This window comes from Tessaracoccus flavescens (assembly GCF_001998865.1).
Lineage (GTDB): Bacteria > Actinomycetota > Actinomycetes > Propionibacteriales > Propionibacteriaceae > Arachnia > Arachnia flavescens.
Window position 1 is genome coordinate 1,096,905 of the sequence record NZ_CP019607.1, and the last position, 25,433, is coordinate 1,122,337.

Here is a 25,433-nt window from a genome sequence, read left to right on the forward strand (position 1 = left end):
ACATGAGCAACGAGCAGAACCCGAACCCCTGGAGCCGCGAAGCATGGAGCGGCACCTCCCCTGAGCAGCAGCCCACCTGGCCACACACCGGCCAGGCCAGCAGCCATCCCTCGACCCCGGCGCAGCCCTCGGCCAGCTACCCGCAGCCGCGCACGGCACCGACCCAGAGCCAGCAGTGGGCCTCCCCCACCTCCGCCTTCGGCACCCCGCAGTCGGCACAGACGGCCACCGCCACCCAGAAGAAGACCGGGAAGGGCCGCACCCGCCTCGCCGGAGTGCTGGCCGTTGCCCTGCTCGCGGCAGGCGTCGGCGGCGGGGCAGGCTTCGCCGCCTCGCAGCTGACCGACCAGGGCGCAAGCAGCGCTGCCACCACCACCACCGGCGAGACCTCCGGCGGGACGAGCACCACCGTGGTGCAGGGCGACCCGTCCAACCCCGACTGGGCGGCAGTCGCGGCCGCCGCCTCCAAGTCCGTGGTGGCGATCGACGTCGTCACCTCGAGCGGTGAAGGGCAGGGCTCCGGCGTCGTCATCGACGGCGAGGGCCACATCGTGACCAACAACCACGTCGTCTCCGGGGCCCAGGGAGGGACGGTCACCGTCCTGCTCGGCAACAGCTCCTACGAGGCGAAGCTGATCGGAACCGATCCGTCGACCGACCTGGCCGTGATCAAGCTGGTCGACCCGCCGTCCGACCTCAACGTGATGGCGTACGGCGACAACAAGTCGCTCGTCGTGGGCGAGCCGGTCATGGCGATCGGCAACCCGCTCGGGCTGGCCGACACCGTCACCACGGGCATCGTCTCGGCCCTGAACCGCCCCGTCACGACCAGCGCGGTGACCGAACAGCAGCAGGACCCCGGCTTCGGTCAGATGACCCGCCAGACGTCCGCCGACACCGTCGTCACCGCCGCCATCCAGACCAACGCCGCGATCAACCCCGGCAACTCCGGCGGCGCACTGGTCAACACCAAGGGCGAACTGGTCGGCATCACCTCGTCGATCGCCTCGCTCTCCAGCGGGCAGGGCCAGTCCGGCAACATCGGCATCGGATTCGCCATCGGCTCGGACCAGGTCCAGTACGTGGCCGACCAGCTGATCGCCAACGGCACCGCGCAGCACCCGCAGCTCGGGATCTCCGCTCGCGACGTCGAGGGCACCGGCCAGCTGGGCGCGGTCGTCGCGCAGGTCAACCAGGGCTCCCCCGCCGCCGAGGCGGGCCTGCGAGCCGATGACCTGGTCACCGCGGTCAACGGCGAGCCGGTCACCTCCAGCGAGTCGCTCGTCGCGCTCGTCCGCTCCGGACGGGTCGGCCAGCCCATGGACCTGACGGTCGTGCGCAACGGCTCCGAGGAGCAGGTGAGCGTGACCCCGGTCGCTGCCGGCGCCTGATCCAGCGCCCGATGACTCCGCCGCCGTCCGTGACCTCCCTGGAACGGACGGCGGCGGTTCCACGTCCATTAGCCTGGGACGCATGCAGATCCGAGTGACGTTCGCCTCCGCAGGCCCCATCCCCGACGCGCTCGTCTCGATGGTGCCCCCGACGGCGAGGGCCACGAGCGAGGAGACCCCCTACGGTCGACGGATCACGCTGCTCACCGAACATCCCGAGCCCGACCTGCTGCGCACCGCCCTGCGTGCCGTGGCGGGCAACGTCGCGGTCGCCGTCGTGACCGGACCCCTCGCCGGCACGCCCGCCCGGCTGATCCTGATGGACGTCGACTCGACGCTGACCACCACCGAGGCGGTGGACCTGTTGGCCGAGCACGCAGGCGTCGGCCTGAAGGTGGCCGAGATCACCGAGCGGGCCATGCGCGGTGAGCTCGACTTCGGGGCCTCGCTCGCAGAACGCGTCGCCACGTTGCGCGGCCTGCCCGCCAGCATCTTCGATCAGGTCGGCCCGGCCATGACGCTCTCCCCCGGCGCCGCCGAACTGGTGGCTGAGGCGAAGGCCGCAGGCGCCCTCGTCGGGGTCACCTCAGGCGGCTTCGTCCAACTGGTCGAGCCGCTCGCGCAGCGCCTCGGACTCGATTTTTTCAACGCGAACGTGCTGGAGACCGAGCTTCTCGACGACACCGAGGTGCTGACCGGTCGAGTGGTCGGCCAGGTCGTCGACCGGGACCAGAAGGCACGCGACCTGCTGCGCTTCGCCCACGACAACGGCATCGATCCCGCGCTCACAGTCGCTGTGGGTGACGGCGCCAACGACCTCGGCATGTTCGATGCGGCCGGCCTGTCGGTGGCCTACTGCGCAAAGCCCGTGACCGCGGCTGCGGCCGACGTGGCCCTGAGCTTCCCGCGGCTGGACGCCGTCGCCGCCTTCGCCTTCTGACAGCGGGGCTCGACCGTCCTGCCCCGGCGGCGTCATGGACGGTCGCGCCTGCTCAGAGGTCGCCGACGTTCCAGGCGACCAGCGCCGGGGACTCCTTCTCGTAGCCCAGGATGCTCACCCCACCGGTGTGCAGCGGGAAGTGGGCGGCCATCCGGATGGGGAAGTCGAGCCAGACCATCGCGAGCGATCGCAGCGCGTGTCCGTGGCCGAACACCAGCGCATCCGAGACTCCGGACTCACGGGCTCGCCTGACGACCCGGCCGAGCCGCTCGGCCACCGCGTCGACGTCCTCGCCGGGCTCGAACTGTCCTTCGCGCTCCAGCTTCGGCGCTCCATGGGTCCACACCCGCCAGTCGGGGATGAGGTCGCGGATCTCCACCGAGGTCAGGCCCTCGCCCGCACCGTAGGACCACTCGACGAGGTCGTCGTCGATCTCCGGATCGGGGAACCCGGCGAGGCGGGCGGTCTCGACGGCGCGGCGCCGCGGGCTGGACAGGACGAGCCCGAACTGATGCGTGCTGAGCCGCTCGCCGACGCGTCGCGCATCAGCCTCGCCCGAAGGAAGGAGGGGCAGGTCGGTCACGGATGTGTGGCGTCCGTTCTCGGACCATCCGGTCGCGCCGTGGCGCACCAGCCAGAGTCTGGTTCGTTCGTCGTTGGCCATGGCGCCAATGTACGGGGGCGGCCCGACCCCGGGAGGTGGTTCGGCGAACGCAGGTGATGTTCCTTGTCAGTAGAGCACACGGGCATCCGGTTCGAATGAGCGGCCCCTGTTTTTCACGCTCGGCGTACCGGTAGGGTGTGCGGCAGCACCGTAATCTTCAAGGAGGACAGATGTCAGGTCGCATCCGTAGCGAGGCGTTCCGGAACAAGGTCATGGCGGCTCACGACGCCGCAGAGCTGGTCGAGAACGGCTGGAACATCGGCTTCTCGGGCTTCACCGGCTCCGGCTACCCGAAGGCGTTCCCGGAGGCGCTCGCCGCTGTGATCGACGCCGCGCACAACCGCGGCGAGGAGTTCCGCATCGGCATGTGGACCGGAGCCTCGACGGCCCCTGAACTCGACGGCGCCCTCGCGCGCACCGGCGGCATCTCGTACCGCGCCCCGTACCAGTCGGACCCCGAGATGCGCACGGCCATCAACAACGGCACGACGTACTACCAGGACATCCATCTGTCCCACATGGGCCCGCAGGTCTCCCAGGGCTTCCTCGGCAAGCTCAACCTCGCCGTCGTCGAGGCGAGCGCGATCACCGAGGACGGCGACGTCGTCCCCTCGTCGTCGATCGGCATGAACCGCACCTACCTCGAGCACGCCGACAAGGTGATCATCGAGGTCAACTCGTGGCAGTCCGAGGACCTCTACGGCATGCACGACGTGTACTACCCGATCGGCGCGCTGCCGCCGAACCGCGTCCCGCTTCCCATCCAGAACGCCGGTGACCGGATCGGCGACAAGGTGATGAAGATCGACGCCGACAAGGTGATCGCGATCATCGAGACCAACGATCCCGACCGCAACACCCCGTTCAAGCCGCTCGACGACGACTCGCGCGCCATCGCGGGCAACCTGCTCGACTTCCTGGGCGCCGAGGTCAAGGCCGGTCGCCTGCCGAAGAACCTGCTTCCGCTGCAGTCCGGCGTCGGCAACATCGCCAACGCCGTCCTCGCCGGCCTGCTCGAGGGACCGTTCGAGAACCTCACCTCCTTCACCGAGGTGATCCAGGACGGCATGGTCGACCTGATCGACTCCGGCAAGCTGACCGTCGCCTCCGCGACGGCGTTCTCCCTCTCCCCCACCGCGGCGGAGAAGATGAACGACAACGCCAAGTTCTACCGCGACAAGATCGTGTTGCGGCCGCAGGACGTCTCGAACCACCCCGAGGCGATCCGTCGCATGGGCGTCATCGCCTGCAACGGCATGATCGAGGCCGACATCTATGGCAACGTGAACTCCACCCACGTGATGGGCTCGCGCATGCAGAACGGCATCGGCGGCTCCGGCGACTTCACCCGCAACGGCTGGATCTCCTCGTTCGTCACCCCGTCGACGGCGAAGGGCGGCGCGATCTCCTGCATCGTCCCGATGGTCAACCACGTCGACCACACCGAGCACGACGTCCAGGTGATCATCACCGAGCAGGGCCTCGCCGACCTGCGTGGCCTCGCCCCGCGCCAGCGTGCGCAGGCGATCATCGACAACTGCGCGCACCCGGACTTCAAGGAGCCCCTGCGCGAGTACGTGAAGCTGGCTGAGAAGAAGGCCAACGGCATGCACACGCCGCACGACCTGGCGACCGCGCTCGGCTGGCACGTCCGGTTCCTCGAGACGGGCACCATGGCCCAGTGAGCTGAACGATTCGGGCCCCGCGCTTCGGCGCGGGGCCCTTTTCTGTGCCTGTTGGTGCTCCTTGACTGCCCGTGTGCATGTGCGCCTCGTGGCTCGCGGCTCGTGTGCCTATGCGCCTTGTGGCTCGCGGCTCGTGTGGCTGTGCGCCTTGTGGCTCGCGTGCATGCGCGCCTCGTGGCTCGCGTGCCTCGTGTGGGCTGTCGGTGTCCGTCGTGTGGGCCTGGTCTGCTGGTGCGTGCGCCCCCGGTGAGGGCCACTCAGGCCGCCGTCCCGCGCGCAAATCTACGGTGAGCGCGACTCGTGCCAATGCTGGCGCGAGTCGCGCTCCTTGTAGATCTGTGCACGGAAGGCGGACCTCCGAGGGCCCGATTAGCGGGACTTGCGTCGCTCATCGGCGCATCCGCCCCGCACCGGAGGCGTTGCGCGCAGAGCGTGACAACACTGCCCGTCGCCTTCGCGGAGGAGCCGAAGTGCACCGTCCGGTCGGTCGGGTTTACAGTGGATCGCCGAGACAGCCTCGGCAGCGCCCAAGAGAACCGGAGTTGGCCCGTCATGGAAGTGATGATCTCAGCAGCGATGACGTTCCTGCTGGTCATGGACCCGCTCGGCAACGTGCCGCTGTTTCTCACCTCCCTGCGCAACACGAAGGCCGAGCGTCGCCAGTGGGTGATCCTCCGCGAATGCCTGATCGCGCTGGTGATCATGGTGACGTTCCTGTTCCTCGGGAAGTCCCTGCTGAACCTGCTCCACATCGAGGAGTCGGCCCTCAAGGCGGCGGGCGGTGTGATCCTGCTGCTGATCGCCATCCGCATGGTCTTCCCCACCCCGGAGAAGAACCTCGCCGAGCCCGTCACCCACGACGAGCCCTTCATCGTCCCACTCGCCGTGCCCTACGTCGCCGGCCCGTCGCTGCTCGCGGTGATCGTGGTCTTCGTGAGCCAGGACGCGGGCAACTGGCCGTGGTATCTGGGCGGCCTGGTGATCTCCTGGCTGGTCACGACCGTGACGCTCTACTTCTCCGGCTTCCTGCAACGCGTCGTCGGCACCCGCGCCCTTGTCGCCGTCGAGCGTCTGATGGGCATGATCCTCGTGCTGCTCGCCGTCCAGATGATGTTCGACGGAACGAAGGCGTTCTTCGTCGGCTGAGGCGCCCGGCCAAAGCTCCACCTTGAGCATTTGCCAGCCCCCTCACTCGGAGGCGTAGCGCGCCTCCGTCGCCGCCTTCGTCGGGCGCCACCAGGACTCGTTGTCGCGGTACCAACTGATCGTCTCCTGGAGGCCACGGGCGAAGTCGCCGTGCCTGGGACGCCAGCCGAGCTCGTCACGCAGCTTCGACCAGTCGATCGCGTAGCGCAGGTCGTGGCCTGGGCGGTCGGCCACCAGGTCGTAGGCGTCAACGGGCCGACGCATGGCGGCGAGGATCAGCTCGATGACCTCCCGGTTGCTGCGCTCGCCGTCGGCCCCGATCAGGTAGGTCTCGCCGATCCTGCCCCGCTCGATGATGGCGAGCACGGCGTCGGTGTGGTCGTCGACGTGGATCCAGTCGCGCACGTTGTCCCCCGACCCGTAGAGGACGGGCCGGACGCCGTCGATGAGGTTGGTGATCTGCCGCGGGATGAACTTCTCGACGTGCTGGAACGGGCCGTAGTTGTTGGAGCAGTTGCTGATCGTGGCGCGGATGCCGTAGCTGCGCACCCATGCCCGGACGAGGTGGTCGGAGCCGGCCTTCGTCGCCGAGTAGGGGCTCGACGGCGCATACGGTGACGCCTCCGTGAACCGTGCCTGATCCACGGCGAGGTCCCCGTAGACCTCGTCGGTGGAGACGTGGTGGTAGCGGCGCTCATGCCTGCGCACGGCCTCAAGGATCCGGAAGGTACCGACCAGATTCGTCTCCACGAAGGGAGCGGGATCCGCAAGTGAGTTGTCGTTGTGCGACTGGGCAGCGAAGTGCACCACGACGTCGTGGTCTGCGACCATTCGGTGGACCAACTCCTCGTCGCAGACCGACCCCTCGACCAGGCGGAACCGCTCCCGCGGAAGAGAATCCAGCGTCGACCGGTTGGCCGCGTAGGTCAGGGCGTCCAGGACGGTGACGTTGTCGTCGCGCCGTCGCAGCAGCGAACGCACGAAGTTGCCCCCGACGAACCCGGCTCCGCCGGTGACGAGGAACGATGCCATGACGGGAGTCTAGCCCCGCCCCCTCCGCGCATTTTACGAAGGACACGTCACATGAATGCCCTTGTCGGCTTAGCCCGACCCGGCTCGGGATCAGGCACCTCCGGTGTAGTCTTGTCTGGTCAGACCAGCTCACAACGTCCGTGAAATGGGGAACCCCTTCCATGTCGGTCACCACCTCCCGAGCCCACCTAGACCCGACGAACCAGGCCGGAGTCCAAGCGCTCCGCGCCGCTCTCGGCGACGACGCCGTCAGCACGCGCGAACTCGACCGGATCGCCCTCGCGATCGACGCCTCGCACTACATCCACACGCCCGACGCGATCATGCGTGCGAGCAACGCCGACGAGGTCGCCACCGCGATGACGGTCGCGCGTCAGGTGGGCTGGCCGCTGACCTTCCGCGCCGGAGGGTCCAGCCTCTCGGGGCAGGTGATGTCGATGGGGCTGACCGTCGACGTGCGCCGCCACTTCCGCGAGATCGAGGTCCTCGACGGCGGACAGCGGGTCCGCGTGCAGCCCGGCGCGACCATCCGTCAGGTCAACGGGGCCCTTGCCAGGTACAAGCGAAAGCTCGGCCCCGATCCGGCCTCCGAGATCGCCTGCACCATCGGAGGGCTCGTCGCCAACAACTCCTCGGGCATGACCTGCGGCACGGAGAAGAACACCTACCGCACGCTCGACTCGATGACCCTCGTGCTGCCCTCGGGCACCGTCATCGACACCGCCGCCCCCGACGCGGACGACGAGCTTCGCCGCCGCGAGCCGGCGCTCGTCGAGGTGCTCGAGCGGGTCCGCGACCAGCTGCGTCGCCCCGACCTGAAGAGCGACCTCGAGCGCCGCTACGCGATCAAGAACACGATGGGCTACGGCCTCAACTCGTTCATCGACCACGACCGCCCCGTCAAGATCCTCGAGCATCTGATGATCGGCTCCGAGGGCACACTCGGGTTCGTCGCCGAGGCCGTGTTCCGTACCCTGCCGCTGCCTGCGAAGACCGCGACCGGTCTGCTGCTGTTCGACACACTCGAGGCGGCCACGACGGCGCTGCCGCACCTCGTCTACTCGGGCGCCGACGTCGTCGAACTGATCGACGCGGCCTCGATCAGGGCCATGGGCGAAGACGCGAAGGACGTGCTTCCCGCCGGCTTCGTCGCCACTCAGCAGGCCTCCCTCCTCGTCGAGTACCAGGCCGACGACGAGGCGGGCATCCAGGAGCGGATCGCCAGAGGCAACGCGACCTTCTCCGACCTCGGCGGGCTGGCCTCGACACCCGAGATGACGCAGGACCCGAAGCGCCGCAACCAGATGTGGGTGATGCGCAAGGGCCTCTACACGAAGGTCGCCCGGAACCGCCCGAAGGGGACGGCCGCGCTGCTCGAGGACGTCGCCGTCCCGATGGAGACCCTCGGTGGCGTCTGCGCCGACCTGCAGGTGCTCTTCGATCAGCACAACTACGCCGACGCCGTCATCTTCGGCCATGCAAAGGACGGCAACATCCACTTCCTGGTCACCGAGGACTTCGCCGGCCCAGAGTCGCTGAAGCGCTACGAGGACTTCACCGAGGACATGGTCCAGCTCATCCTCGACAACCAGGGCACCCTGAAGGCCGAACACGGCACCGGCCGGATCATGGCCCCGTTCGTGCAACGCCAGTACGGCGACGAGCTGTACCGGGCGATGTGGGACGTCAAGCTCGCCTGCGACCCGGACCAGATCCTGAACCCCGGCTCGGTGCTCACCGAGGATCCGGAGCTGCACCTGAAGAACATCAAGGCCACCTCCCCGGTCCGCGAGGTGATCGACGACTGTGTCGAGTGCGGCTACTGCGAGCCGGTGTGCCCGAGCCAGCACCTCACCACGACCCCGCGCCAGCGAATCGTCGTCCAGCGCGCGATCGACGAGGCGAAGGCGGTCGGCGACACCGAACTGGCGGACAAGCTGTTCAAGCAGGAGACCTACGACGTCGTCCAGACCTGCGCCGTCGACGGCATGTGCTCGACCGCATGCCCGGTCCAGATCAACACCGGCGACCTGATCCGCGACCTGCGCAAGGAGCGCCAGAACCCCGTCCTCGACTTCGGCTGGGACGTCGCCGCCAAGCACTGGGCTGGGGTGCTGCGGATCGCCTCGACGGGCTTGACCGTCGTCGACCACGTCCCGACGCCGCTCGTGCGCGGGGCGCTGGGCGTGGCCCGCGCAGTCGTCGGCACCGACATCGTCCCGACCCTCTCCGGGGAACTGCCCAGAGGCGGCCCCGTCCGCACCGCGCAGGCGGCCAACGACCCCGCAGCGATCTTCATGCCCGCCTGCGTCGGCACCATGTTCGGTAGCGACCATGCCTGCGGAACCGGGGTCGCGGGGGCCGTGCGCCAACTGGCCGCCGCCGCCGGGATCCAGCTGAGTACGCCGGAGGGCATCAAGGCGCTCTGCTGTGGTACGCCGTGGAAGTCGAAGGGCCTCGCAAAGGGCTACGAGACGATGACGAACAAGGTCGCCGAATGGGCGGTCGCGGCCACAGACAACGGCAAGCTCGACCTCGTGTGCGACAACGTCTCGTGCACCGAGGGCGTCGAGGTGGCGTTGAAGCACCGCGGCATCAGCACCATCCGCGTCGTGGACGCGACCCAGTGGGTGGCGGAGAACGTCGCGCCGAAGCTACCTCCGGTGACGAAGGCCGCCTCGGCGGTCCTCCACCCGACCTGCTCCTCGACGCTGATGGGCGTCAACGACCACCTCACTTTCCTCGCCGGCCTCGTCGCCGACGAAGTCATCATCCCCGAGGGCTGGGGCTGCTGCGCGTTCGCGGGCGACCGCGGCCTGCTGCACGAGGAGCTGACCGCCACCGCGACCAAGGACGAGGCGCGTCACGCCAAGGAGGCCGACGCCGAGCTGTACCTGTCGCTCAACCGCACCTGCGAGCTGGGCATGACGAGGGCGACAGGCAAGACCTACACCCACGTCCTCGAGGAGCTGGCGGCCCGCGTGGTCGCGGCGAGCACCGGCAACTGATCCCTCCAAGAGGGCCGGGTCCGCTTCTGCGGGCCCGGCCCTCATCTTGCCTGTGACTCCGCCGGCTGGGCCCTTGCCACGTGTCGACCGGGGGCAGCAGAGTGGGTCCATGCGCATTGCCCTCGCCCAGCTCGGCTCGACAACGGACCCGCAGGCCAACCTCGTGCTAGTCCGGGACGCCGTGGCGACGGCGGCCGCCGAGGGGGCGGAACTCGTCGTGTTCCCCGAGGCGACCATGTGTTCCTTCTCGCGCCGCTCCTCGGAGGTGGACGAGGCCTTCGACGGACCCTGGGCGGAGTCGGTCCGTCTGATCGCTCGCGAGTCGGGAGTCACCGTGATCGTCGGGATGTTCACCACGGCCGACGACGGCCGCGTGCACAACACCCTGCTCGTCACCGGCGAGGCCGAGGTGCGCTACGACAAGATGCACCTCTTCGACGCCCTCGGCTACACGGAATCGAGGCACATCGCCCCAGGGCACGACCTCGTCTCGCTCCCCCTCGGAGACGCCAGGCTCGGCCTTGCCACCTGTTACGACATCCGCTTCCCCGACCAGTTCACGTCCCTCGCACGGGGCGGCGCGTCCGTCATCGCCGTGTGCGCCTCGTGGGCACCCGGCCCGGGGAAGGTGCACCAGTGGAGGACGCTGGCCACGGCCAGGGCGATGGACTCGACCTCGTACGTGGTGGCGGTGGACCAGGCCGCCGACGGTGACCCCGACGAGCCGGGACTGCCGACCGGCGTCGGGCATTCGATGGTGGTGGACCCGACCGGTCGCATCCTGCTCGAACTCGGCACCGGGCCCGAGGTGGCGTTGATCGACCTCGATGCCGAGCTCGTGGCTGAGACCCGCAGGGCCCTCCCCCTGCTCGGTCACTGAGCCGCCAGCCGGCGCACCCCCTCGTCCAGCACCTCGTCGCGCTTGCAGAACGCGAACCGCAGCGTTGAGCGCCAGGGTTCGGGGTCGTCGACGAAGGCGGTGACGGGGATGGCCGCGACGCCCCGCTCCCGGGGAAGGTCGCGGCACAGCTCGGCCGCGTCGAACCCGTCGGCGTCCGCGCAGACGAAGTAGGTTCCCTCGGAGCGGAAGGGCGCCAGCCCGGTGGCGGCGAGCGCGGAGGTCAGCCGGTCCCGCTTGACCCGCAGGGAGGCGCGCAGGTCGGCGACCCACTCCTGCTCGTGGCGCAGCGCGTGCGCCACGGCTGGTTGAAAGGGTGAGCCGCCCGCGAACGTGAGGAACTGCTTGGCCGCGAGCACGCCGTCGAGCAGGGGCTGGCTGGCGAGCGCCCAGCCGATCTTCCAGCCGGTGACGTTGAAGGTCTTGCCCGCACTGCTGACGGTGACCGTGCGTGAGGCCATGCCGGGCAGGCTGGCGATGGGAACGTGCGGCGCGTCGAAGGTGAGCCGCTCGTACACCTCGTCGGAGAGGACGAGCAGGTCGCGTTCGACGGCGAGCTCGGCGATGGCGGCGAGCTCTTCCGGGCCGAAGACGTGGCCGGTCGGGTTGTGCGGCGTGTTGACCACGATCATGGCCGTGCGGTCGGTGACCGCGGCGCGCAGGGCGTCGACGTCGAGCACGAACCCGGCGGCGTCGCGCACGAGCGGGACGCTGACCCGACGCGCCCCGGCCATCGCGACCGCGGCCGCGTAGGAGTCGTAGTAGGGCTCGATCAGGATGACCTCGCTGCCGGGCTCGACGAGGCCGAGCATGGTGGCCGCGATGGCCTCGGTCGCCCCAGCGGTGACCAGCGCCTCGGAGGCCGGATCGTACTCGAGGTCGAAGGACTCGGCCCGATCCTCACAGATCGCCGAACGGAGATCGGCGGTGCCTCGCCCCGGCGGGTACTGGTTGACCCCCGAGGCGATGGCCTCGCGCGCGACCTCGAGCATCCTGGCGGGGCCGTCCCAGTCGGGGAAGCCCTGGCCGAGGTTGACGGCGTCGTAGGCGCGGGCGAGCTCGGTGATCTCGGCGAAGATGGTGCCGCCGAAGGGCTGCAACCGCGCCACTGCGGCCGATGGGGCTGTCATTGGTCGAGTCTGACACGACCGCACCCGACGCCTCGGGCCCGTCTCACCGTCGGGTCAGTCCCGGTCGTCCTTTGTGGGACGACCTGGACGCCGGATCGGGGCGGCCTTGACGTCGCGCCCCGACTTCCTGAGGGCCTCCCGCAGGAGCAGCTCGATGTGGGCGTTGACGCTACGCAGGTCGTCGGCCGCCCACTTGGCCAGCGCCTCGTGGACGGCCGGATCGAGCCGCAGCAGGAGCGACTTGCGTTCCCGCCCCTGCCGCTTCCCGGCGCCCGGCTCGCCCCCGGGCGCCGCGCCATCGTCTGCAGTCATCACCCGTATAGCGTCCCTGTATTGATCACCGGTGTCGAGCGGGAGTCGGAACACAGCACCACGAGCAGGTTGGAGACCATGGCCGCCTTTCGCTCGTCGTCGAGCTGGACGACGTCGTCCTCCTCGAGCCGGGCGAGGGCCTGCTCGACCATCCCGACAGCCCCCTCGACGATCTTGCTGCGGGCCGAAAGCACGGCGGAGGCCTGCTGCCGCTGCAGCATCGCGTGGGCGATCTCCGGTGCGTAGGCCAGCGACGAGATGCGGGTCTCGACCACCTCGAGGCCCGCGATCGCGATCCGGGCCGCAACCTCCTCCGCCAGCTCACGCGAGACCAGGTCGGTCGAGCCACGCAGGCTCTCCTCGCCCGGGTCGGCGAAGTCGTACGGGTGCGACGAGGCGACGTGCCGCAGAGCCGACTCGGCCTGCACCGTCACGAAGTTCTCATAGGCCTCGACGGCGAACACCGACTTCGCGGTGTCGGCCACCTGCCACACGACGATCGCCGCGATGTTGACCGGGTTGCCGTCCGCGTCGTTGACCTTGAGTTCGTTGGTCTCGAAGTTGCGCACCTTCACCGACACCTTCTTCTTGGTGGTCAGCGGAACGGTGAGCAGCAGGCCCTGCTTGCGGATGGTGCCGAGGTAGCGCCCGAAGAACTGTGTCACCTTCGTGTCGCCCGGCGAGACGACCGTGAGCGACGAGAGGATCACGAGCATCACCAGCATTGCGAGCACCGACGCGGCGGTGAGCCACACGTTGACCGGTTCGCCTGCGTCGTCCTGCAGCGCAGCCCTGACGATCCCCCAGATGCCGAATGCGAGCAGTGCGACTGCGAGCAGCAGCGCCAGCGCGCCCGACATGGACCAGGCCGTGCGTTCCTCGACGTTGACGCGGGTCCCCTCGTGGCCGACCGGCCGACCGGCGGCCTCTCCTGCGATGGAGGACTCATCGACGGGGACGGAGTTCTGGGTCATCACACCCTCCTAATATCTGACAGCTAAGTGATATCAGATTAACAGAGGGACGGGGCCGCCCCGAGGCGGGGGTCGCTAAGGCGTCGCGGCGTCCCGGGCGTCGGCAGGCAGGCGCTCGAGCGACCTCACCTCTGCCCGCAGATCACCCATCTGCCGGTCGAGCGAGGAGGCGACCCGGGCGACGTCGCGCAGGTTTTCCTGCAGGTGGGTCGGGACCTGGCCGGCGTACTTGTAGTGGATCTGGTGCTCGATGCTCGCCCAGAAGTCCATCGCGATGGTGCGGATCTGCACCTCGACCGGCACCTGGATGGAGCGGTCGGACAGGAAGACCGGCACCGAGACGATCAGATGCAGGCTCTGGTACCCGTTGCCCTTCGGGTTGACGATGTAGTCCTTCTTCTGCAGCAGCGTGATATCGGGCTGCTGGAGCAGGATCTCCGCGACGCGATAGGTGTCCTCGACGAAGGTGCACACGACGCGGATGCCCGCGATGTCGCGGATCCGCTCGCGGATGGCGTCGAAGCTGCGGGGGCAGTCGGTGCGGGTCACCTTGTCGAGCAGCGACTCCATGGACTTCAGCCGGGTCTTGACGTGCTCGATGGGCTTGTACTGGTGCGTCTGGTCGAACTCCTGGCGCAGGATGTTGATCTTGGTCGCGACCTCGTCCATTCCGCACGAGTACTCGAGCCGGAACTTCGCCATGTCGGCCTGCAGCATGCGGATCGACAGCTCCGCGTCGTTGTCCGACGCCTCCAGGTAATCACGGATCATCGGCGGCAGCGTGGGCGCGGGGTCAGCCATGCCTTCCAGTGTGTCGCTCGACACCAAACCTCAGGCGCCCGGACCGTCCCGCCACCGCCTCACGAGTAGTGCCGCGTGGCGCGCTCCGCCGCGGCCACGACGTCGCCCCTGAGCCAGGCGGGCTCGACGAGGGTCAGCGAGGGTGCAGCAAGGACGGCCATGGCGGCGATCACATCGGTCTGCCGCACAGGCAGGCGCCACCTGAGCCGCCCGTCACCCTCCTGCGTCTCGACGATGACGCCGCCCGCGACCAACTGCATCGACAGGAGCCTGCGAAGGCGGGGCGCCTCATCGGGGTCGACGAGGACCTCGATCCCGGTCGATCCAGTCTGCGACTCGAGGGCGCTTCGCAGCTCGCGCCACACCTCCAACACCGGACGGCGTTCGTGCGGCTCGGCGCGCTGCCGCAGCACCTCGACCTCTGCGACGCGCGAGACGCGGTAGGTCCTGACCCTCCCCCGGTGCTCGGCGACCAGGTACCAGCGCCCGGCATTGTCGACGAGCCCGATCGGGTCGAGCGTCCTGGCACGGGGCGCTGCCGACTCGGCGGAGGTGTAGCGAATCCGGAGCCGGCGGTGGGCCGCCAGAGCCTGCCGCAACGCCGGGAGCGCCGTGAGCGTCTCCTTCGCCCCGTACCAGGAGCGGCGATCGGCGGCGACGACGTCTGCCATGGCCTCCGCTCCGGCAACGGCATCGCTCGGGGCGGTGGCCGCGATCTTCGCAAGGGCCCCGGCGAGGTCGGCGCCGAGACCGAGGTCGGTCGCGGTCTCGCGGGTCGCCCAGGCGAACAGCGCCTGGGCCTCACCTGTGGTCAACCCGGAGGCCTGAGTCGTGTAACCCTCGACCAGCACACATCCTCCACCCCTCCCCTGCTCCGTGAACACGGGGACGCCAGACGCGGAGAGCGCCTGCATGTCGCGCAGCACGGTCCTCTCACTCACCTCGAGGCGTTCGGCGAGCCAGGACGCCTTCGCCCTGCGATGCCGCTGCAGCAGCATCAGGAGGCGGATCAGGCGGTCGGCTCGCATGCCAGAAAATGTGCCACAGAAACCAGACAGTGGATGTCTGGTTTGACGGATTGACTTGGTTTCGACACCACATCCGGTGTCTCGACGAAGGAGATCCACCATGTCCGGTTTCGACCCCCGCCCCCTGCTCGGCAAGGCCCTCGACCAGATGGGAGAGCTCATCACGACCACCGACGACTCCCAGCGCGACCTGCCGACACCCTGCGCCGACTACACGGTCAGCCAGCTCATCGATCACATCCAGGCCGTCGTGCGGCGCATCGGCGCCGTGCTGTCCGGCCAGCCCTTCTGGTCGGTCCCCCAGTCGATCGAGAGCACAGACTGGCCCGCCGACTGGGCCGAAGGAAGGGCGGCCACCGACGCCGTGCTCGCCGACGACGCGATCCTCACGCGCGAGGTCCAGGTCCCATGGGGCCAGTCGGACGGGGCGGCGGCGGCCGCCTCCTACATCGGCGAGCTCGCCGTGCACGCCTGGGACCTCGCCGCCGCGACGGGGAGGTCGGAGCGACTCGATCCCGAGCTGGCGGCAGCGGCACTGCCCGCCTACCGGGCGAAGGTGCCCGCCGAACCACGCGGGGGTGACATCCCGTTCGGACCGGTGGTCGAGATCGGGGACGACGCCGGGCCGTACGAGAAGGTGGTCGCATGGACAGGCCGCGACCCGCAGTTCGCGGCCTGAACCGGTCAGGGCCGGGCGACGGTGAACAGGTCGCCCGGCTGGCAGCCGAGCACGTCGCACAGCGCGGTGAGGGTGCTGAACCGGATGGCCTTCGCCCTCTGGTTCTTGAGCACGGACAGGTTGACCTGGCTCACCCCGACGGCCTCCGCGAGAGCCGTCAACGTCATGCCCCGCTCCGCCAGGAGCTCGTCGAGCTGGCAGACGACGCGGTGCGGATCGTCGACAGGCATCAGATCAGCCCTTCGACGTCGCCCTCGAGCTTCACACCCCTGGCGTAGGCCTCGGCGACAAGGGTCACCACCAGCCCGATGCCGACGAACACCATCGCCACGCCGCTCTCCAGATAGAAGAGGCCGTCGTCATCGAAGGCGGCACGCATGAGGGCCGCGGTCACGAATCCATCCACCACCATGTACACCAGCGGGCCGAACAGCAGCACCCACCCCAGGAGCCTCAGCCTGGTCAGGCTGCGCTCGACGAACGGAGCGGCAAAATCCGCGACGAGGCCGTAGACGCACCACACGACGCACAGTCCCACCGCGACGACGACGAGTCCGGGCAACAGCGAGGCCAGCCGGAGCCCCACCCCGGCCTCGAACCGCGCAAAGACCTCAGTGACGTCGACGTCCGGGACCCCGGACTCCACGTGGTTGCCCGGCAGGCTCACACCGGAAAGGGCCGGGAGAACGCGCCGATGGCTGGCAGCACCAGCCCCAGCACGACCAGACCGATCCCGATCACCACCAGCTGCACCCGGGTGAGTGCTGCATCGACACTGTCGAACCTGAAGAGTGACTTCTTCTCAGACATCTCGTCCACTTCCTTTCTATCGAAAAACGAAAACAACGATTATCGATAGGTTCAAGGGTTCCGAGCAGGAAGCACGCGTCCGCTGCTGACGAATCGGGCGGCGACGAGGCGCCGCGTCCGACCAGAGCGGTGGGCCGCAGACGCCGTGCGGTCGGGATGCGGTAGACAAGGACCATGAGCATCGACCTCGTCGCCCTCCGCCGCGACCTGCACCAGATCCCCGAAGTCGGCCTGCAGTTGCCGCAGACCCAGGCGAGGGTGCTCGAGGCACTCGAGGGCCTCCCCCTTGAGATCACGCTCGGGCGGTCGGTCTCGTCTGTGGTCGCGGTACTGCGCGGCGGCCGCCCGACGGAGGGCAAGCGACCCGTCGTCCTGCTGCGAGAAGACATGGACGCCCTTCCGGTCGAGGAGCTCACCGGCCTCGACTACGCCTCCACCAACGGCAACATGCACGCCTGCGGACACGACCTCCACATGTCGATGCTGGTCGGCGCCGCCCACGAACTGTGCGCCCGCCGGGAGGAGCTGGCAGGCGACGTGATCTTCATGTTCCAGCCCGGCGAGGAGGGCGTGGACGGGGCACGGTACATGCTCGAGGAGGGCGTCATGGACGCCGCAGGCTCACAGCCCGACTGGGTCTACGCGATCCACGTCTGGTCGGCGCTCGACCCCTGCGGAACCTTCTCGACCAAGCCGGGGACGGTGATGGCGAGCTCCGACGTGGCGAAGGTCCGCGTCGTCGGGAGGGGCGGCCACGGCTCGACGCCCCAGCGCGCGGCCGACCCGGTTCCGGCCCTCGCCGAGATCACCACCGCGCTGCAGACGATGGTCACGCGCCGCTTTGACGTCCAGGACCCGGTCGTGGTCACGGTCGGCCTGCTCCAGGCGGGCACGATCGCCAACGTGATTCCCGAGGACGGGCGTCTCGAGGCGACGCTGCGCACCTTCTCCCACGAGGCTCGCGACCGGCTGATCGAGACCATCCCCCAGGTGGTCGAAGGGATCGCCTCCGCGCACGGCGTCACCGGTGAGTTCACGCTGCTGGAGCAGTACCCCGTCACGATCAATGACGACGCGGAGGCCGATGTCGTGGCCGCCGTCGTCACGGAGCTGTACGGCGAGGACAGGCATGCGCGCTGGAGGCACCCCCTCGCCGGCGCCGAGGACTTCTCCCGCCTTCTGGAGCTGACCCCCGGGTGCTTCATCGGGCTCTCTGCCTGCCCGCCGGACATCGACCCGGACACGGCCCCCTTCAACCACTCCGCCTACGCGCGTTTCGACGACTCGGTGGTCGAGGACGGGGCGCACCTGCTCGCGGAACTGGCGCTGCGCAAGCTGGGCTGACGCTCACTCCAGGCCGGGCTCCCACGGCCGCGCAGAGATCTCGGGGCGGCTGTCCCACGCCTGGTCCATCATCGGCGAGGAGATCAGCATGTCCGCCGTCGCGGTGTTGCACGCCATCGGGACGTTCCAGACCGCGCCGATGCGCAACAGCGCCTTGACGTCGGGGTCATGCGGCTGTGGTTCCAGGGGATCCCAGAGGAAGAAGAGCATGTCGATGCGGCCCTCGGCGATCATGGCGCCGATCTGCTGGTCTCCGCCGACCGGGCCGGACAGCAGCCGCGTGACGGGAAGTCCGAGCTCGTACTCGAGCATGGTGCCCGTCGTGCCCGTCGCGTACAGGTGATGCCTGCTCAGGGTGCCGCGGTTGAACGCGGCCCAGCGGAGCAGGTCGTCCTTCTTGTTGTCGTGCGCCACGAGGGCGATGTGGTGCGAAACGCCTGCCATGTCGTGCCTCCCCTTCGAGGTTGCGCCCATCGTACCGGGGCGCGGAGGCTGGGGTGGTCGCACGGGGCGAGGTGCGCTGTCACGCCCGGTTTCCCGTCCACATCGACGCCGATGCGCGAGCGCCGCGCGGCCCGGTAGGGACGCGCGGCGCCTTCGCCGGCACTTCGGCCGAGCCTCAGCCCTTCAGGCCAGAGGTGGCCCACCCGTCGATGACGCGCTTCTGCATCGTGAAGAACAGCAGGAAGATCGGGCCATCGCCATCACCGGGGCCGCCATCATGAGCGCGTAGTCGCTGGTGTGCTGACCCCGGGAGCGTGGCGCTGCCGACGCTGAGCGCCATGTTGACCTCGCGACCACCGCAAGCGTGTACAGAGCGTATGCCCTGGGATCGAGCAGCGGACCTGGGCACTATCCCGGCTCGATGGCTACACATCAACTCCAGTCGAGCCCCTTGACACGTGGTTCCTGGGGGCGTTGACTGCTAGCGATGGGGTCGGCGTCGGAGAGGCCTTGCCAGAAAGACATCGAGCAACACACTCGGATCGGAATAGAGATGAAAGCAGTGGTGTACGAGGGGCCCCGTCAGGTCAGCACGAAGGACGTCCCGGACGCGAAGATCGAGCGACCCACCGATGTCCTGGTCAGGGTGACGACGACAAACATCTGCGGCTCGGACCTCCACATGTACGAGGGGCGTACCTCCTTCGAAGTAGGCCGGACGTTCGGTCACGAGAACATGGGGGAGGTCATCGAAGTCGGTAGTGGCGTGGAGAAGGTCAAGGTCGGAGACCGGGTTGTGCTCCCGTTCAACATCTCGTGCGGATTCTGTAAGAACTGCGAACGCGGCCTGACCAACTACTGTCTCGCCACCCAGCCCGATCCATCATTGGCCGGAGCGGCCTATGGGTTCGCCGACATGGGTCCCTATGGCGGTGGCCAAGCGGAGCTGCTCCGCGTGCCTTTCGGTGACCACAACGCGCTGCGCCTGGGCGAGGATGCGGAGGAGAGGGAGAACGATTACGTCATGCTCTCTGACATACATGATGGTAGGCGTCTTGGGGAGTCGTGACCCTGCCTCTGACTGGTGCCCTGCTGGGCTACCGACAAATTGATCCGTCCGGCTCTCCAAGGCATGGGTGACGACCGCCCGGCCATGACCTAATACGAGCCTGATCACGAGTCCGGTGTATGTCCTGTCTGACCAGACGGCCGTCACTCGACCCATCCCAGCGTTCAGGAGTAGGCCATGACCATCATGACAAATCCCGGCGACCATGTCGCCGGCATCGATTCACACAAGGACACCATCCACATCGCGGTGATCACCGCCACCGGCATCGAGGTCGCCGACCACGAGTTCGACACCACCACCGCGGGATACCGTCAGGCAGTGGCCTGGCTGGTCGCTCACGGCCCGATCACCGCTGTCGGCGTGGAAGGAACCTCCAGCTACGGGGTCGGGATCACCGCCACCTTGCGCCGCAACGGGATCGGTGTCGTCGAGGTCAACCGCACCCGCCCCGCCGAACGGCGCAAACAAGGCAAGACCGACCGGCTCGATGCCTACCGCGCTGCCCGGGCAGTCCTGTCCGGTGAGGCCACCACCGCCCCCAAGCACGACACCATCGAGCCCTTACGGGCGCTGGTGATCACCCGCCGCAGCGCGAACAAGGCCCTTCAGGCCTGCTGGCGTCAGATCAACAGTGTCCTGGTCAACGCCAGCCCCCGACTCCGCGACAAATACCGTGAACTGGGCCGCGACAAGCTTGTCGACCAGTTGGCCAGCACCCGCCCCGACCAGATCAAAGACCTCCACGACGCCACCAGCCTGCGTGCCCTGCGTAGCCTCGCCCGACGTCACCAGTTCCTCCGCGCAGAGCTCGATGACCTCGATACGCAACTCGACGAGCACACCACCGCCCGCAACCCAGGCCTGCGCGCTATCCACGGTATCGGCCCGGCACTGGCAGCGATCTTGCTGATCACCGCCGGTGACAACCCCGACCGGCTACGCAGCCAAGCATCCTTCGCTGCCCTCTGCGGCACCAGCCCCATCCCCGTCTCCTCCGGCAAAACCCAACGCCACCGCCTCTCCCGCGGAGGCGACCGGCAAGCCAACTGGGCACTGCACCAAGCGATCAAAGTCCGCATGTCCCAGGACCAACGTACCCGCGACTACCGCGACCGCCACCTCGCCACTGGCAAGACACTCGCAGCCGTCTACCGCAGCCTCAAACGCGCCCTCGTCAGAGAAGTCTTCAAAGCCCTCACGGGCCACTGCGAGATCCCCAACTACACCGACCTCAGACCAGCCCGACAAGCCAAGAACCTCACCCTCACCAACGCCGCCGAAGCCTGCCACACCTGGCCAGCACGCATCTCCGAAATAGAACTCGGCAAACGCCGAGACGACAACCTCGCCCACCGCTACCGCGAATGGCTCACCGCCGCTTGACACCACATAGGAGCATCATCTTCCCCACCGGCTACCACGCCACCGAGATGGCCGGCGTGATCCCCGGCGACAGCGTTGTGATCGCCGGGCGGGTCCGGGGGGGATTGATGGCCGCCCTGTCCGCGACGATCAAGGGCGCCGCAAAGGTGATGGTGGTCGATCGCCACCCTGACCGGCTCGCGCTGGCCGAGCAGATCGGTGCGATTGCCATCGACGACTCCAGGTCGACCCCGTGCAGGCTGTGCTGGACGAGACGATGGGGCTCGGAGCTGACCGTGGTTGCGAATGCGTGGGCTACCAGGCCCACGATCCCCAGGGCAACGAGGACAACGCCGCCACCCTGAACATGCTCATCAACTCGGTCCGCTTCACCGGAGGAATCGGCACCGTTGGCGTGTTCGTCCCCCAGGACCCGGGGGCCAAGGACGAATTGGCCAAGCAGGGCAAGGCAGCCATCGACTTCGGCACACACTGGTTCAAGGGGCAGACCATGGGAAGCGGTCAGGCCCCGGTCAAGCGGTACAACCGCCGGCTGCGAGACTTGATCGCGGCCGGCAAGGCGACCCCTTCCTGGATCGTCTCCCACGAAATCTCGCTGGATCAGGCCGCCGATGCCTACAAGAACTTCGACGCCAGGTCCAAGGGTTGGACCAAGGTCCTCATCAAGCCCGGCATGTCAAACGGAAAGAAGGAAAACTGATATGGCAGCAGATCTTCAGGGCAAGAGGGTCGCGATCCTCGCCGCCGACGGAGTCGAGCGCGTTGAGCTCGAGCAACCCCGCGAAGCACTGGAACGGGCCGGCGCTCAGACCGAGGTCCTCTCGATCCACGACGGCGAGATCAAGGCCCGTGAGAACGACCTGGATGAAGCGGGCACGTTCACCGTCGACGGGTTGGTCGCCGATTCCTCGGCGGGCGACTACGACGCCCTGCTGCTTCCCGGCGGCACGGTGAACCCCGACCAGCTCCGGGTCGACGAGGACGCCGTCTCCTTCGTCCGGGACTTCGTCGAGAGCGGCAAGCCGGTGGCGGCGATCTGTCACGGGCCGTGGACGTTGATCGAGGCCGGCGTGGCCGCCGGTCGCACTCTGACGTCCTTCCCGAGCATCCGCACGGATCTGCGCAATGCCGGCGCGAACGTCGTTGACCAGGAGGTCGTGGTCGACAAGAATCTCATCACCAGCCGCTCGCCGGAGGACCTGCCGGCGTTCTCCGCGGCGATTGTGTCCCAACTCGCGGGCACCACGACAAAGGAAGAGGAGAAGTCATGACTGTGACCAGGGGACTGCTGGTCAGGTTCGACGCGCTGCCCGGCAAGGAGGACGACGTGAAGGAGTTCCTTGACAGCGGCCGTGCTCTTGTCGAGGACGAGCAGGCGACCACCGCGTGGTTCGCGATCCGCCTCGGGCCGACCTCGTTCGGGATCTTCGACGTGTTCCCCGATGACGCCGGACGTGACGCCCACCTGTCCGGCCCTGTTGCGGTCGCTCTCGGCGAAAACACCGGCACGTTGTTCTCCGAACCGACGATAGAGAAGCTCGACGTGTTGGGCTCCAAACTTCCCGCCTGACACCACAGACGGGGAGTATTGACCCCGACATGAGGGGTCGCTGCGCGGTGATTTCGGGCTGACACAGTCCGTTGACGTCGTGGCAGCGGCCCCTTCTCTTGCGGCCTATCGCACATCCCTAGCAGATCGAGGAACCGCGATGACAGGAACTGACGACGGCGTTGCCCCGACGCGTTCACCCGAGGTAGCAGTGATCGGAGGGGGGATCGTCGGTCTGTCGACGGCGTACGCGCTGCGGGAGCAGGGGGTTCCGGCGCGCTTGTACGAGGCCGGTGTGCCCGGAACGGGTCAGTCCGCAGGCGAGTCGCGGATCTTCCGGCATGCCCACGACGACCCGCGCCTCGTCGCTTTCGCGCGCGAAAGCCGCGGCGTATGGGATGAGTGGGCCGAACACTTCGACGTCGAGCTGGTCTCGTCAGACGGTGTCGTGGCGATCGGCGACAGCGCCCTGGCGCGGCTGCGGGTGCTCGACCAGGTCGGCGGCGTGGAAGCGCACGAGATCGATGCAGCCGAGCTCGCCCAGCGAATGCCGCTGCTCGCTGGGTACTCGGGGCCAGCGGTGCTCGACGAGTCGGGCGGCGCGATCCGCACCCGCACCGCGATCACGGCACTCGCGGGTGCCCTCGCAGATGCCGTCACCACCGCAGAGGTCATCTCCATCGATCCCCGCGCCGACGGGACGGTCGAGGTGCGCAGCGTCACCGATCGGGCTGTCTACTCCAAGGTCGTCGTGTGCGCCGGCCGCGAAACCGCCCGCCTGGCCCGCAGGGTCGGCCTGTCGCTGCCGGTTCGCCTTGCCGCACACCTCAGGCTGACCTTCGACGTGAAAGCCGCCGCCCCGGCACGAGTCGCGTGCCTGCAGGACAGCAGCGGCGTCTTCGGCGAAGTCGGCGTGTACGCGACGCCGTTACCGGGCAACAGCAGTTATTCGGTCGGACTCAGCGAAACCGTCGGCGTCCGCGACGACGGAACGTTCATCGACCCGGCGGCGATTCGATCGCTGGACGAACGCGCACGCGAATACGTGACACGGGCGCTGCCCGGTCTCCACCCAGAGCCGCGCGACTTCCTTCACTGCTGGGTGACCGACCTCCCGTGGAGTGAGGACGGCGTGGCCGTGTGGGAGAGAGGCTCTGTCCTTTTCGTGGCCGGTCACAATTTGTTCAAGCAGGCGCCTGCGCTGGGTCGCGCTCTTGCCCGAGCTGCGACCGGCGGCGGTCTCCGCGCCGAGCTCACGCCCGAAGCGCGCCTCGGCGAGGCCCAGAGCTAGGACGGTGCTGAATAACCCGCGCGTCGCGGGGTGCTGATCGGGGTGGGCTTGCGATCCTTGTTTCATGCAGGGTGAGGCTGATCGGCAGCGGGAGCTGTTGGACGTGGAGGCGTTGGCGGGACATCTGTTGGTGCCGGGGAGCGTGTTCGCGTTCCTGGCCGAGCACCGGTTGCGGTTGTTCCCGCCGGAGCTGTTCGCCGACCTGTTTCCCTCGGGGCGGGGTCGGCCCTCGATCCCGCCAGAGGTCATCGCCTCGGTGCTGGTGCTGCAGTCCTTGTACGGGCACTCTGACAGGGAAGCGGTCGAGGCGCTCACGTTCGACCTGCGCTGGAAGGCCGCGTGCGGGTACGCGGTCGACGGGGCCGGGTTCCACCCTTCGACGTTGACGTACTGGCGTAAGCGGCTGGCCGCCAGCGAACGTCCGGACCGGATCTTCGAGGCGGTCCGCGAGGTCGTCATGGCTACCGGTGTCCTGTCGGGCAAGACGCGGCGGGCGTTGGACTCCACGGTGCTCGACGACGCGGTCGCCCGGCAGGACACGGTCACCCAGCTGATCGCCTCGATCCGCCGGGTCGGCCGCGACGTGCCGGGCGCGCACGCACTGGTGGTCCAGGAGTGCACCCGGTTGGCCGAGGTCACCGGCGGTGACTACACGGTCGCTGGCAAGCCGCGGATCGCCTGGGAGGACGAGGCCGCCCGGACCGAGCTGGTGAGCGCACTGGTGGGCGACGCCCTGGCCCTGCTGGCCGCTCTCGACGCCGCCCACCACGACGAGCACGGCGACCCGGACGGCCTGGCGCTGCTGTCCGAGGCGGGTGGGAAACCGGCCGAGGCCCTCGCGCTGCTGGCGTTGGTCGCCGGGCAGGACGTCGAGCCGGCGGAGGGTTCCGACGGCACCGACGGGCGGTGGCGCATCGCCCGCAAGACCGCGCCGGACCGGATGATCTCCACCGTCGACCCCGATGCCCGGCACGCGCACAAGACCCGCGAACGGCGTCAGGACGGGTTCAAGGCCCATGTCGTCGTCGAGCCGGACACCGGGCTGATGACGATGGTGAAGCTGACGAAGACCAACGGGGCCGAGCACTCCGACGCCGCGGTGGGTGCCGACCTGGTCACCACCGACTCCACCCTCACCGCCACCCCTGACGCGCCGGTGCAGGTGCTCGGCGACTCCGCCTACGCCTCCGGTGACATGCTGGCCACGCTCGATGCCCGCAAGTGGGAACCGGTCCTCAAACCCTGGCCGCTGCGGCCGGCTGTCGAGGGCGGGTTCACCCTGGACGACTTCATCCACGACCCGGTCGCCGGGACGTTGACCTGCCCGGCCGGGCTCACCCGCGGCGTCAGTGCCAAGGGCAAGGTGACCTTCGGCGCCGCGTGCGCCGGCTGTCCGCTGCGGCAGCGGTGCACCACCGCCGAACGTGGCCGCAAGGTCACCCTGGGTGAGCACCACCAGCTCCAACGACAGCACCGCGAACGAGCCACCGACCCGGACTTCCAGGCCGTCTACCGACGGCACCGGCCGATGGTCGAACGCTCCATCGCCTGGCTCACGCGCGGAGCACGCCGCGTGCCCTACCGGGGCGTGGCCAAGAACGACGCCTGGCTGCACCACCGCGCCGCCGGTCTCAACCTGCGACGCCTCCTCAACCTCGGGCTCACCGTCCAGGACGGGACCTGGGCCATCGCCTGAGGGTGGGACCGGGGGCCGCTGGGCCCTTGCCACGCCGCCCCGATCGAGCGCAGGATGGCCTCAGGCGGGCGGAACGACCCCGACTGTCGCACCCCAGGGTGCTGACCTCACTGCCGCAAAGACGGCCTTGGCGGCGCTCCGCCCGCCCCCCTCACG

Annotated in this window: 26 protein-coding genes and 1 pseudogene; 15 read left to right on the top strand and 12 right to left on the bottom strand. The window is 68.6% G+C overall.

Annotated elements, in window-relative coordinates; translation table 11 throughout:
- The first annotated feature begins 2 nt into the window (after nucleotides 1-2).
- Both BW733_RS05380 and serB read left to right on the top strand, forming a co-directional pair.
- The gene (locus BW733_RS05380) at nucleotides 3-1,391 is read left to right on the top strand and encodes a S1C family serine protease (RefSeq protein ID WP_152024579.1); all 1,389 of its coding nucleotides are present in this window, start codon (nucleotides 3-5) and stop codon (nucleotides 1,389-1,391) included.
- 82 nt (nucleotides 1,392-1,473) lie between these two features.
- Nucleotides 1,474-2,331, top strand: coding sequence for a phosphoserine phosphatase SerB (serB, locus tag BW733_RS05385; RefSeq protein ID WP_237268310.1), 858 nt, complete (start codon nucleotides 1,474-1,476; stop codon nucleotides 2,329-2,331).
- A gap of 52 nt (nucleotides 2,332-2,383) precedes the next feature.
- On the opposite strand, the gene BW733_RS05390 is transcribed toward serB, so the two are convergent.
- Nucleotides 2,384-2,995: a histidine phosphatase family protein gene (locus BW733_RS05390; protein ID WP_077348602.1), complete on the bottom strand. Its 612-nt coding sequence runs from the start codon at nucleotides 2,993-2,995 to the stop codon at nucleotides 2,384-2,386.
- Nucleotides 2,996-3,165: 170 nt separating this feature from the next.
- On the opposite strand from BW733_RS05390, the gene scpC reads away from it, so the two are divergent.
- Together scpC and BW733_RS05400 are read left to right on the top strand one after the other, a co-directional pair.
- Nucleotides 3,166-4,680, top strand: a complete 1,515-nt coding sequence (gene scpC, locus BW733_RS05395) for a succinyl-CoA:acetate CoA-transferase ScpC (protein WP_077348604.1) — start codon at nucleotides 3,166-3,168, stop codon at nucleotides 4,678-4,680.
- 552 nt (nucleotides 4,681-5,232) lie between these two features.
- Entirely contained in the window at nucleotides 5,233-5,826 is a 594-nt protein-coding gene (locus BW733_RS05400) for a MarC family protein (RefSeq protein ID WP_077348606.1), read from the top strand.
- Between the two features lie 42 nt (nucleotides 5,827-5,868).
- Here the strand turns inward: BW733_RS05400 and rfbB are convergent, their stop codons facing one another.
- Nucleotides 5,869-6,858: a dTDP-glucose 4,6-dehydratase gene (gene rfbB / locus BW733_RS05405; protein WP_077348608.1), complete on the bottom strand. Its 990-nt coding sequence runs from the start codon at nucleotides 6,856-6,858 to the stop codon at nucleotides 5,869-5,871.
- 161 nt (nucleotides 6,859-7,019) lie between these two features.
- Here rfbB and BW733_RS05410 point away from each other — a divergent pair, with 161 nt between their 5' ends.
- Both BW733_RS05410 and BW733_RS05415 read left to right on the top strand, forming a co-directional pair.
- Nucleotides 7,020-9,866: an FAD-binding and (Fe-S)-binding domain-containing protein gene (locus tag BW733_RS05410; protein WP_077348610.1), complete on the top strand. Its 2,847-nt coding sequence runs from the start codon at nucleotides 7,020-7,022 to the stop codon at nucleotides 9,864-9,866.
- A gap of 109 nt (nucleotides 9,867-9,975) precedes the next feature.
- On the top strand, nucleotides 9,976-10,746 hold the full coding sequence (locus BW733_RS05415; RefSeq protein WP_077348612.1) for a carbon-nitrogen hydrolase family protein: 771 nt from the start codon (nucleotides 9,976-9,978) through the stop codon (nucleotides 10,744-10,746).
- Here BW733_RS05415 and BW733_RS05420 read toward each other — a convergent pair.
- The 5 genes from BW733_RS05420 to BW733_RS05440 all read right to left on the bottom strand — a co-directional run bounded on the left by BW733_RS05420 (nucleotide 10,740) and on the right by BW733_RS05440 (nucleotide 15,009).
- Complete coding sequence (locus tag BW733_RS05420; protein ID WP_077348614.1) at nucleotides 10,740-11,894, bottom strand: pyridoxal phosphate-dependent aminotransferase; 1,155 nt, start codon at nucleotides 11,892-11,894, stop codon at nucleotides 10,740-10,742. The two genes, BW733_RS05415 and BW733_RS05420, sit on opposite strands and share 7 nt — an antisense overlap.
- Nucleotides 11,895-11,948: 54 nt before the next feature.
- Nucleotides 11,949-12,206 (bottom strand): type II toxin-antitoxin system antitoxin, encoded by a 258-nt coding sequence (locus tag BW733_RS05425; protein ID WP_077348616.1) that lies wholly within the window; start codon nucleotides 12,204-12,206, stop codon nucleotides 11,949-11,951.
- Nucleotides 12,206-13,180, bottom strand: coding sequence for an SPFH domain-containing protein (locus BW733_RS05430; protein ID WP_077348618.1), 975 nt, complete (start codon nucleotides 13,178-13,180; stop codon nucleotides 12,206-12,208). The genes BW733_RS05425 and BW733_RS05430 overlap by 1 nt, the downstream gene beginning before the upstream one ends.
- 75 nt (nucleotides 13,181-13,255) lie before the next feature.
- Nucleotides 13,256-13,981 (bottom strand): GTP pyrophosphokinase, encoded by a 726-nt coding sequence (locus tag BW733_RS05435; protein ID WP_202970293.1) that lies wholly within the window; start codon nucleotides 13,979-13,981, stop codon nucleotides 13,256-13,258.
- A 59-nt stretch (nucleotides 13,982-14,040) separates the two neighbouring features.
- On the bottom strand, nucleotides 14,041-15,009 hold the full coding sequence (locus BW733_RS05440; RefSeq protein WP_161490140.1) for a helix-turn-helix transcriptional regulator: 969 nt from the start codon (nucleotides 15,007-15,009) through the stop codon (nucleotides 14,041-14,043).
- A 100-nt stretch (nucleotides 15,010-15,109) separates the two neighbouring features.
- Between BW733_RS05440 and BW733_RS05445 the strand changes: the two genes are divergently transcribed.
- Nucleotides 15,110-15,688, top strand: a complete 579-nt coding sequence (locus tag BW733_RS05445; RefSeq protein ID WP_077348622.1) for a TIGR03086 family metal-binding protein — start codon at nucleotides 15,110-15,112, stop codon at nucleotides 15,686-15,688.
- A 5-nt stretch (nucleotides 15,689-15,693) separates the two neighbouring features.
- Here the strand turns inward: BW733_RS05445 and BW733_RS05450 are convergent, their stop codons facing one another.
- The 3 genes from BW733_RS05450 to BW733_RS18205 are packed head-to-tail and all read right to left on the bottom strand — an operon-like array spanning nucleotide 15,694 to nucleotide 16,498.
- The gene (locus tag BW733_RS05450; RefSeq protein ID WP_077348624.1) at nucleotides 15,694-15,918 is read right to left on the bottom strand and encodes a helix-turn-helix domain-containing protein; all 225 of its coding nucleotides are present in this window, start codon (nucleotides 15,916-15,918) and stop codon (nucleotides 15,694-15,696) included.
- Nucleotides 15,918-16,355 (bottom strand): DUF2975 domain-containing protein, encoded by a 438-nt coding sequence (locus BW733_RS05455; RefSeq protein ID WP_077348626.1) that lies wholly within the window; start codon nucleotides 16,353-16,355, stop codon nucleotides 15,918-15,920. The genes BW733_RS05450 and BW733_RS05455 overlap by 1 nt, the downstream gene beginning before the upstream one ends.
- On the bottom strand, nucleotides 16,352-16,498 hold the full coding sequence (locus BW733_RS18205; RefSeq protein WP_161490141.1) for a hypothetical protein: 147 nt from the start codon (nucleotides 16,496-16,498) through the stop codon (nucleotides 16,352-16,354). Before BW733_RS18205 ends, BW733_RS05455 begins: the two co-directional genes overlap by 4 nt.
- A 174-nt stretch (nucleotides 16,499-16,672) precedes the next feature.
- On the opposite strand from BW733_RS18205, the gene BW733_RS05460 reads away from it, so the two are divergent.
- Complete coding sequence (locus BW733_RS05460; RefSeq protein WP_077348628.1) at nucleotides 16,673-17,842, top strand: M20 metallopeptidase family protein; 1,170 nt, start codon at nucleotides 16,673-16,675, stop codon at nucleotides 17,840-17,842.
- Nucleotides 17,843-17,845: 3 nt separating this feature from the next.
- On the opposite strand, the gene BW733_RS05465 is transcribed toward BW733_RS05460, so the two are convergent.
- Both BW733_RS05465 and BW733_RS17770 read right to left on the bottom strand, forming a co-directional pair.
- Complete coding sequence (locus tag BW733_RS05465) at nucleotides 17,846-18,286, bottom strand: methylglyoxal synthase (RefSeq protein ID WP_077348630.1); 441 nt, start codon at nucleotides 18,284-18,286, stop codon at nucleotides 17,846-17,848.
- Nucleotides 18,287-18,461: 175 nt separating this feature from the next.
- Nucleotides 18,462-18,638 (bottom strand): annotated as a pseudogene (locus BW733_RS17770) (carbohydrate ABC transporter permease); the annotation flags it as partial.
- A gap of 201 nt (nucleotides 18,639-18,839) precedes the next feature.
- Between BW733_RS17770 and BW733_RS05470 the strand changes: the two are divergent.
- From BW733_RS05470 to BW733_RS05500, 7 genes are all read left to right on the top strand, one after another.
- The gene (locus tag BW733_RS05470) at nucleotides 18,840-19,355 is read left to right on the top strand and encodes an alcohol dehydrogenase catalytic domain-containing protein (protein WP_202970294.1); all 516 of its coding nucleotides are present in this window, start codon (nucleotides 18,840-18,842) and stop codon (nucleotides 19,353-19,355) included.
- Between the two features lie 177 nt (nucleotides 19,356-19,532).
- Nucleotides 19,533-20,741, top strand: coding sequence for an IS110 family RNA-guided transposase (locus tag BW733_RS05475; protein WP_202970148.1), 1,209 nt, complete (start codon nucleotides 19,533-19,535; stop codon nucleotides 20,739-20,741).
- Between the two features lie 241 nt (nucleotides 20,742-20,982).
- Nucleotides 20,983-21,441, top strand: coding sequence for an MDR/zinc-dependent alcohol dehydrogenase-like family protein (locus BW733_RS05480; protein WP_237268311.1), 459 nt, complete (start codon nucleotides 20,983-20,985; stop codon nucleotides 21,439-21,441).
- A 1-nt stretch (nucleotide 21,442) separates the two neighbouring features.
- Nucleotides 21,443-22,012 carry a type 1 glutamine amidotransferase domain-containing protein gene (locus BW733_RS05485; protein WP_077348632.1) on the top strand — a complete coding sequence of 190 codons (570 nt, stop codon included), beginning with the start codon at nucleotides 21,443-21,445 and terminating at the stop codon, nucleotides 22,010-22,012.
- Complete coding sequence (locus BW733_RS05490) at nucleotides 22,009-22,311, top strand: putative quinol monooxygenase (protein ID WP_077348634.1); 303 nt, start codon at nucleotides 22,009-22,011, stop codon at nucleotides 22,309-22,311. The genes BW733_RS05485 and BW733_RS05490 overlap by 4 nt, the downstream gene beginning before the upstream one ends.
- A 79-nt stretch (nucleotides 22,312-22,390) precedes the next feature.
- Nucleotides 22,391-23,581, top strand: a complete 1,191-nt coding sequence (locus tag BW733_RS05495; protein ID WP_237268312.1) for an NAD(P)/FAD-dependent oxidoreductase — start codon at nucleotides 22,391-22,393, stop codon at nucleotides 23,579-23,581.
- A 64-nt stretch (nucleotides 23,582-23,645) separates the two neighbouring features.
- A complete protein-coding gene (locus BW733_RS05500) occupies nucleotides 23,646-25,277 on the top strand; it encodes an IS1182 family transposase (RefSeq protein WP_077348636.1) in 1,632 nt (543 codons plus the stop codon).
- The last annotated feature ends 156 nt before the right edge of the window (nucleotides 25,278-25,433 follow it).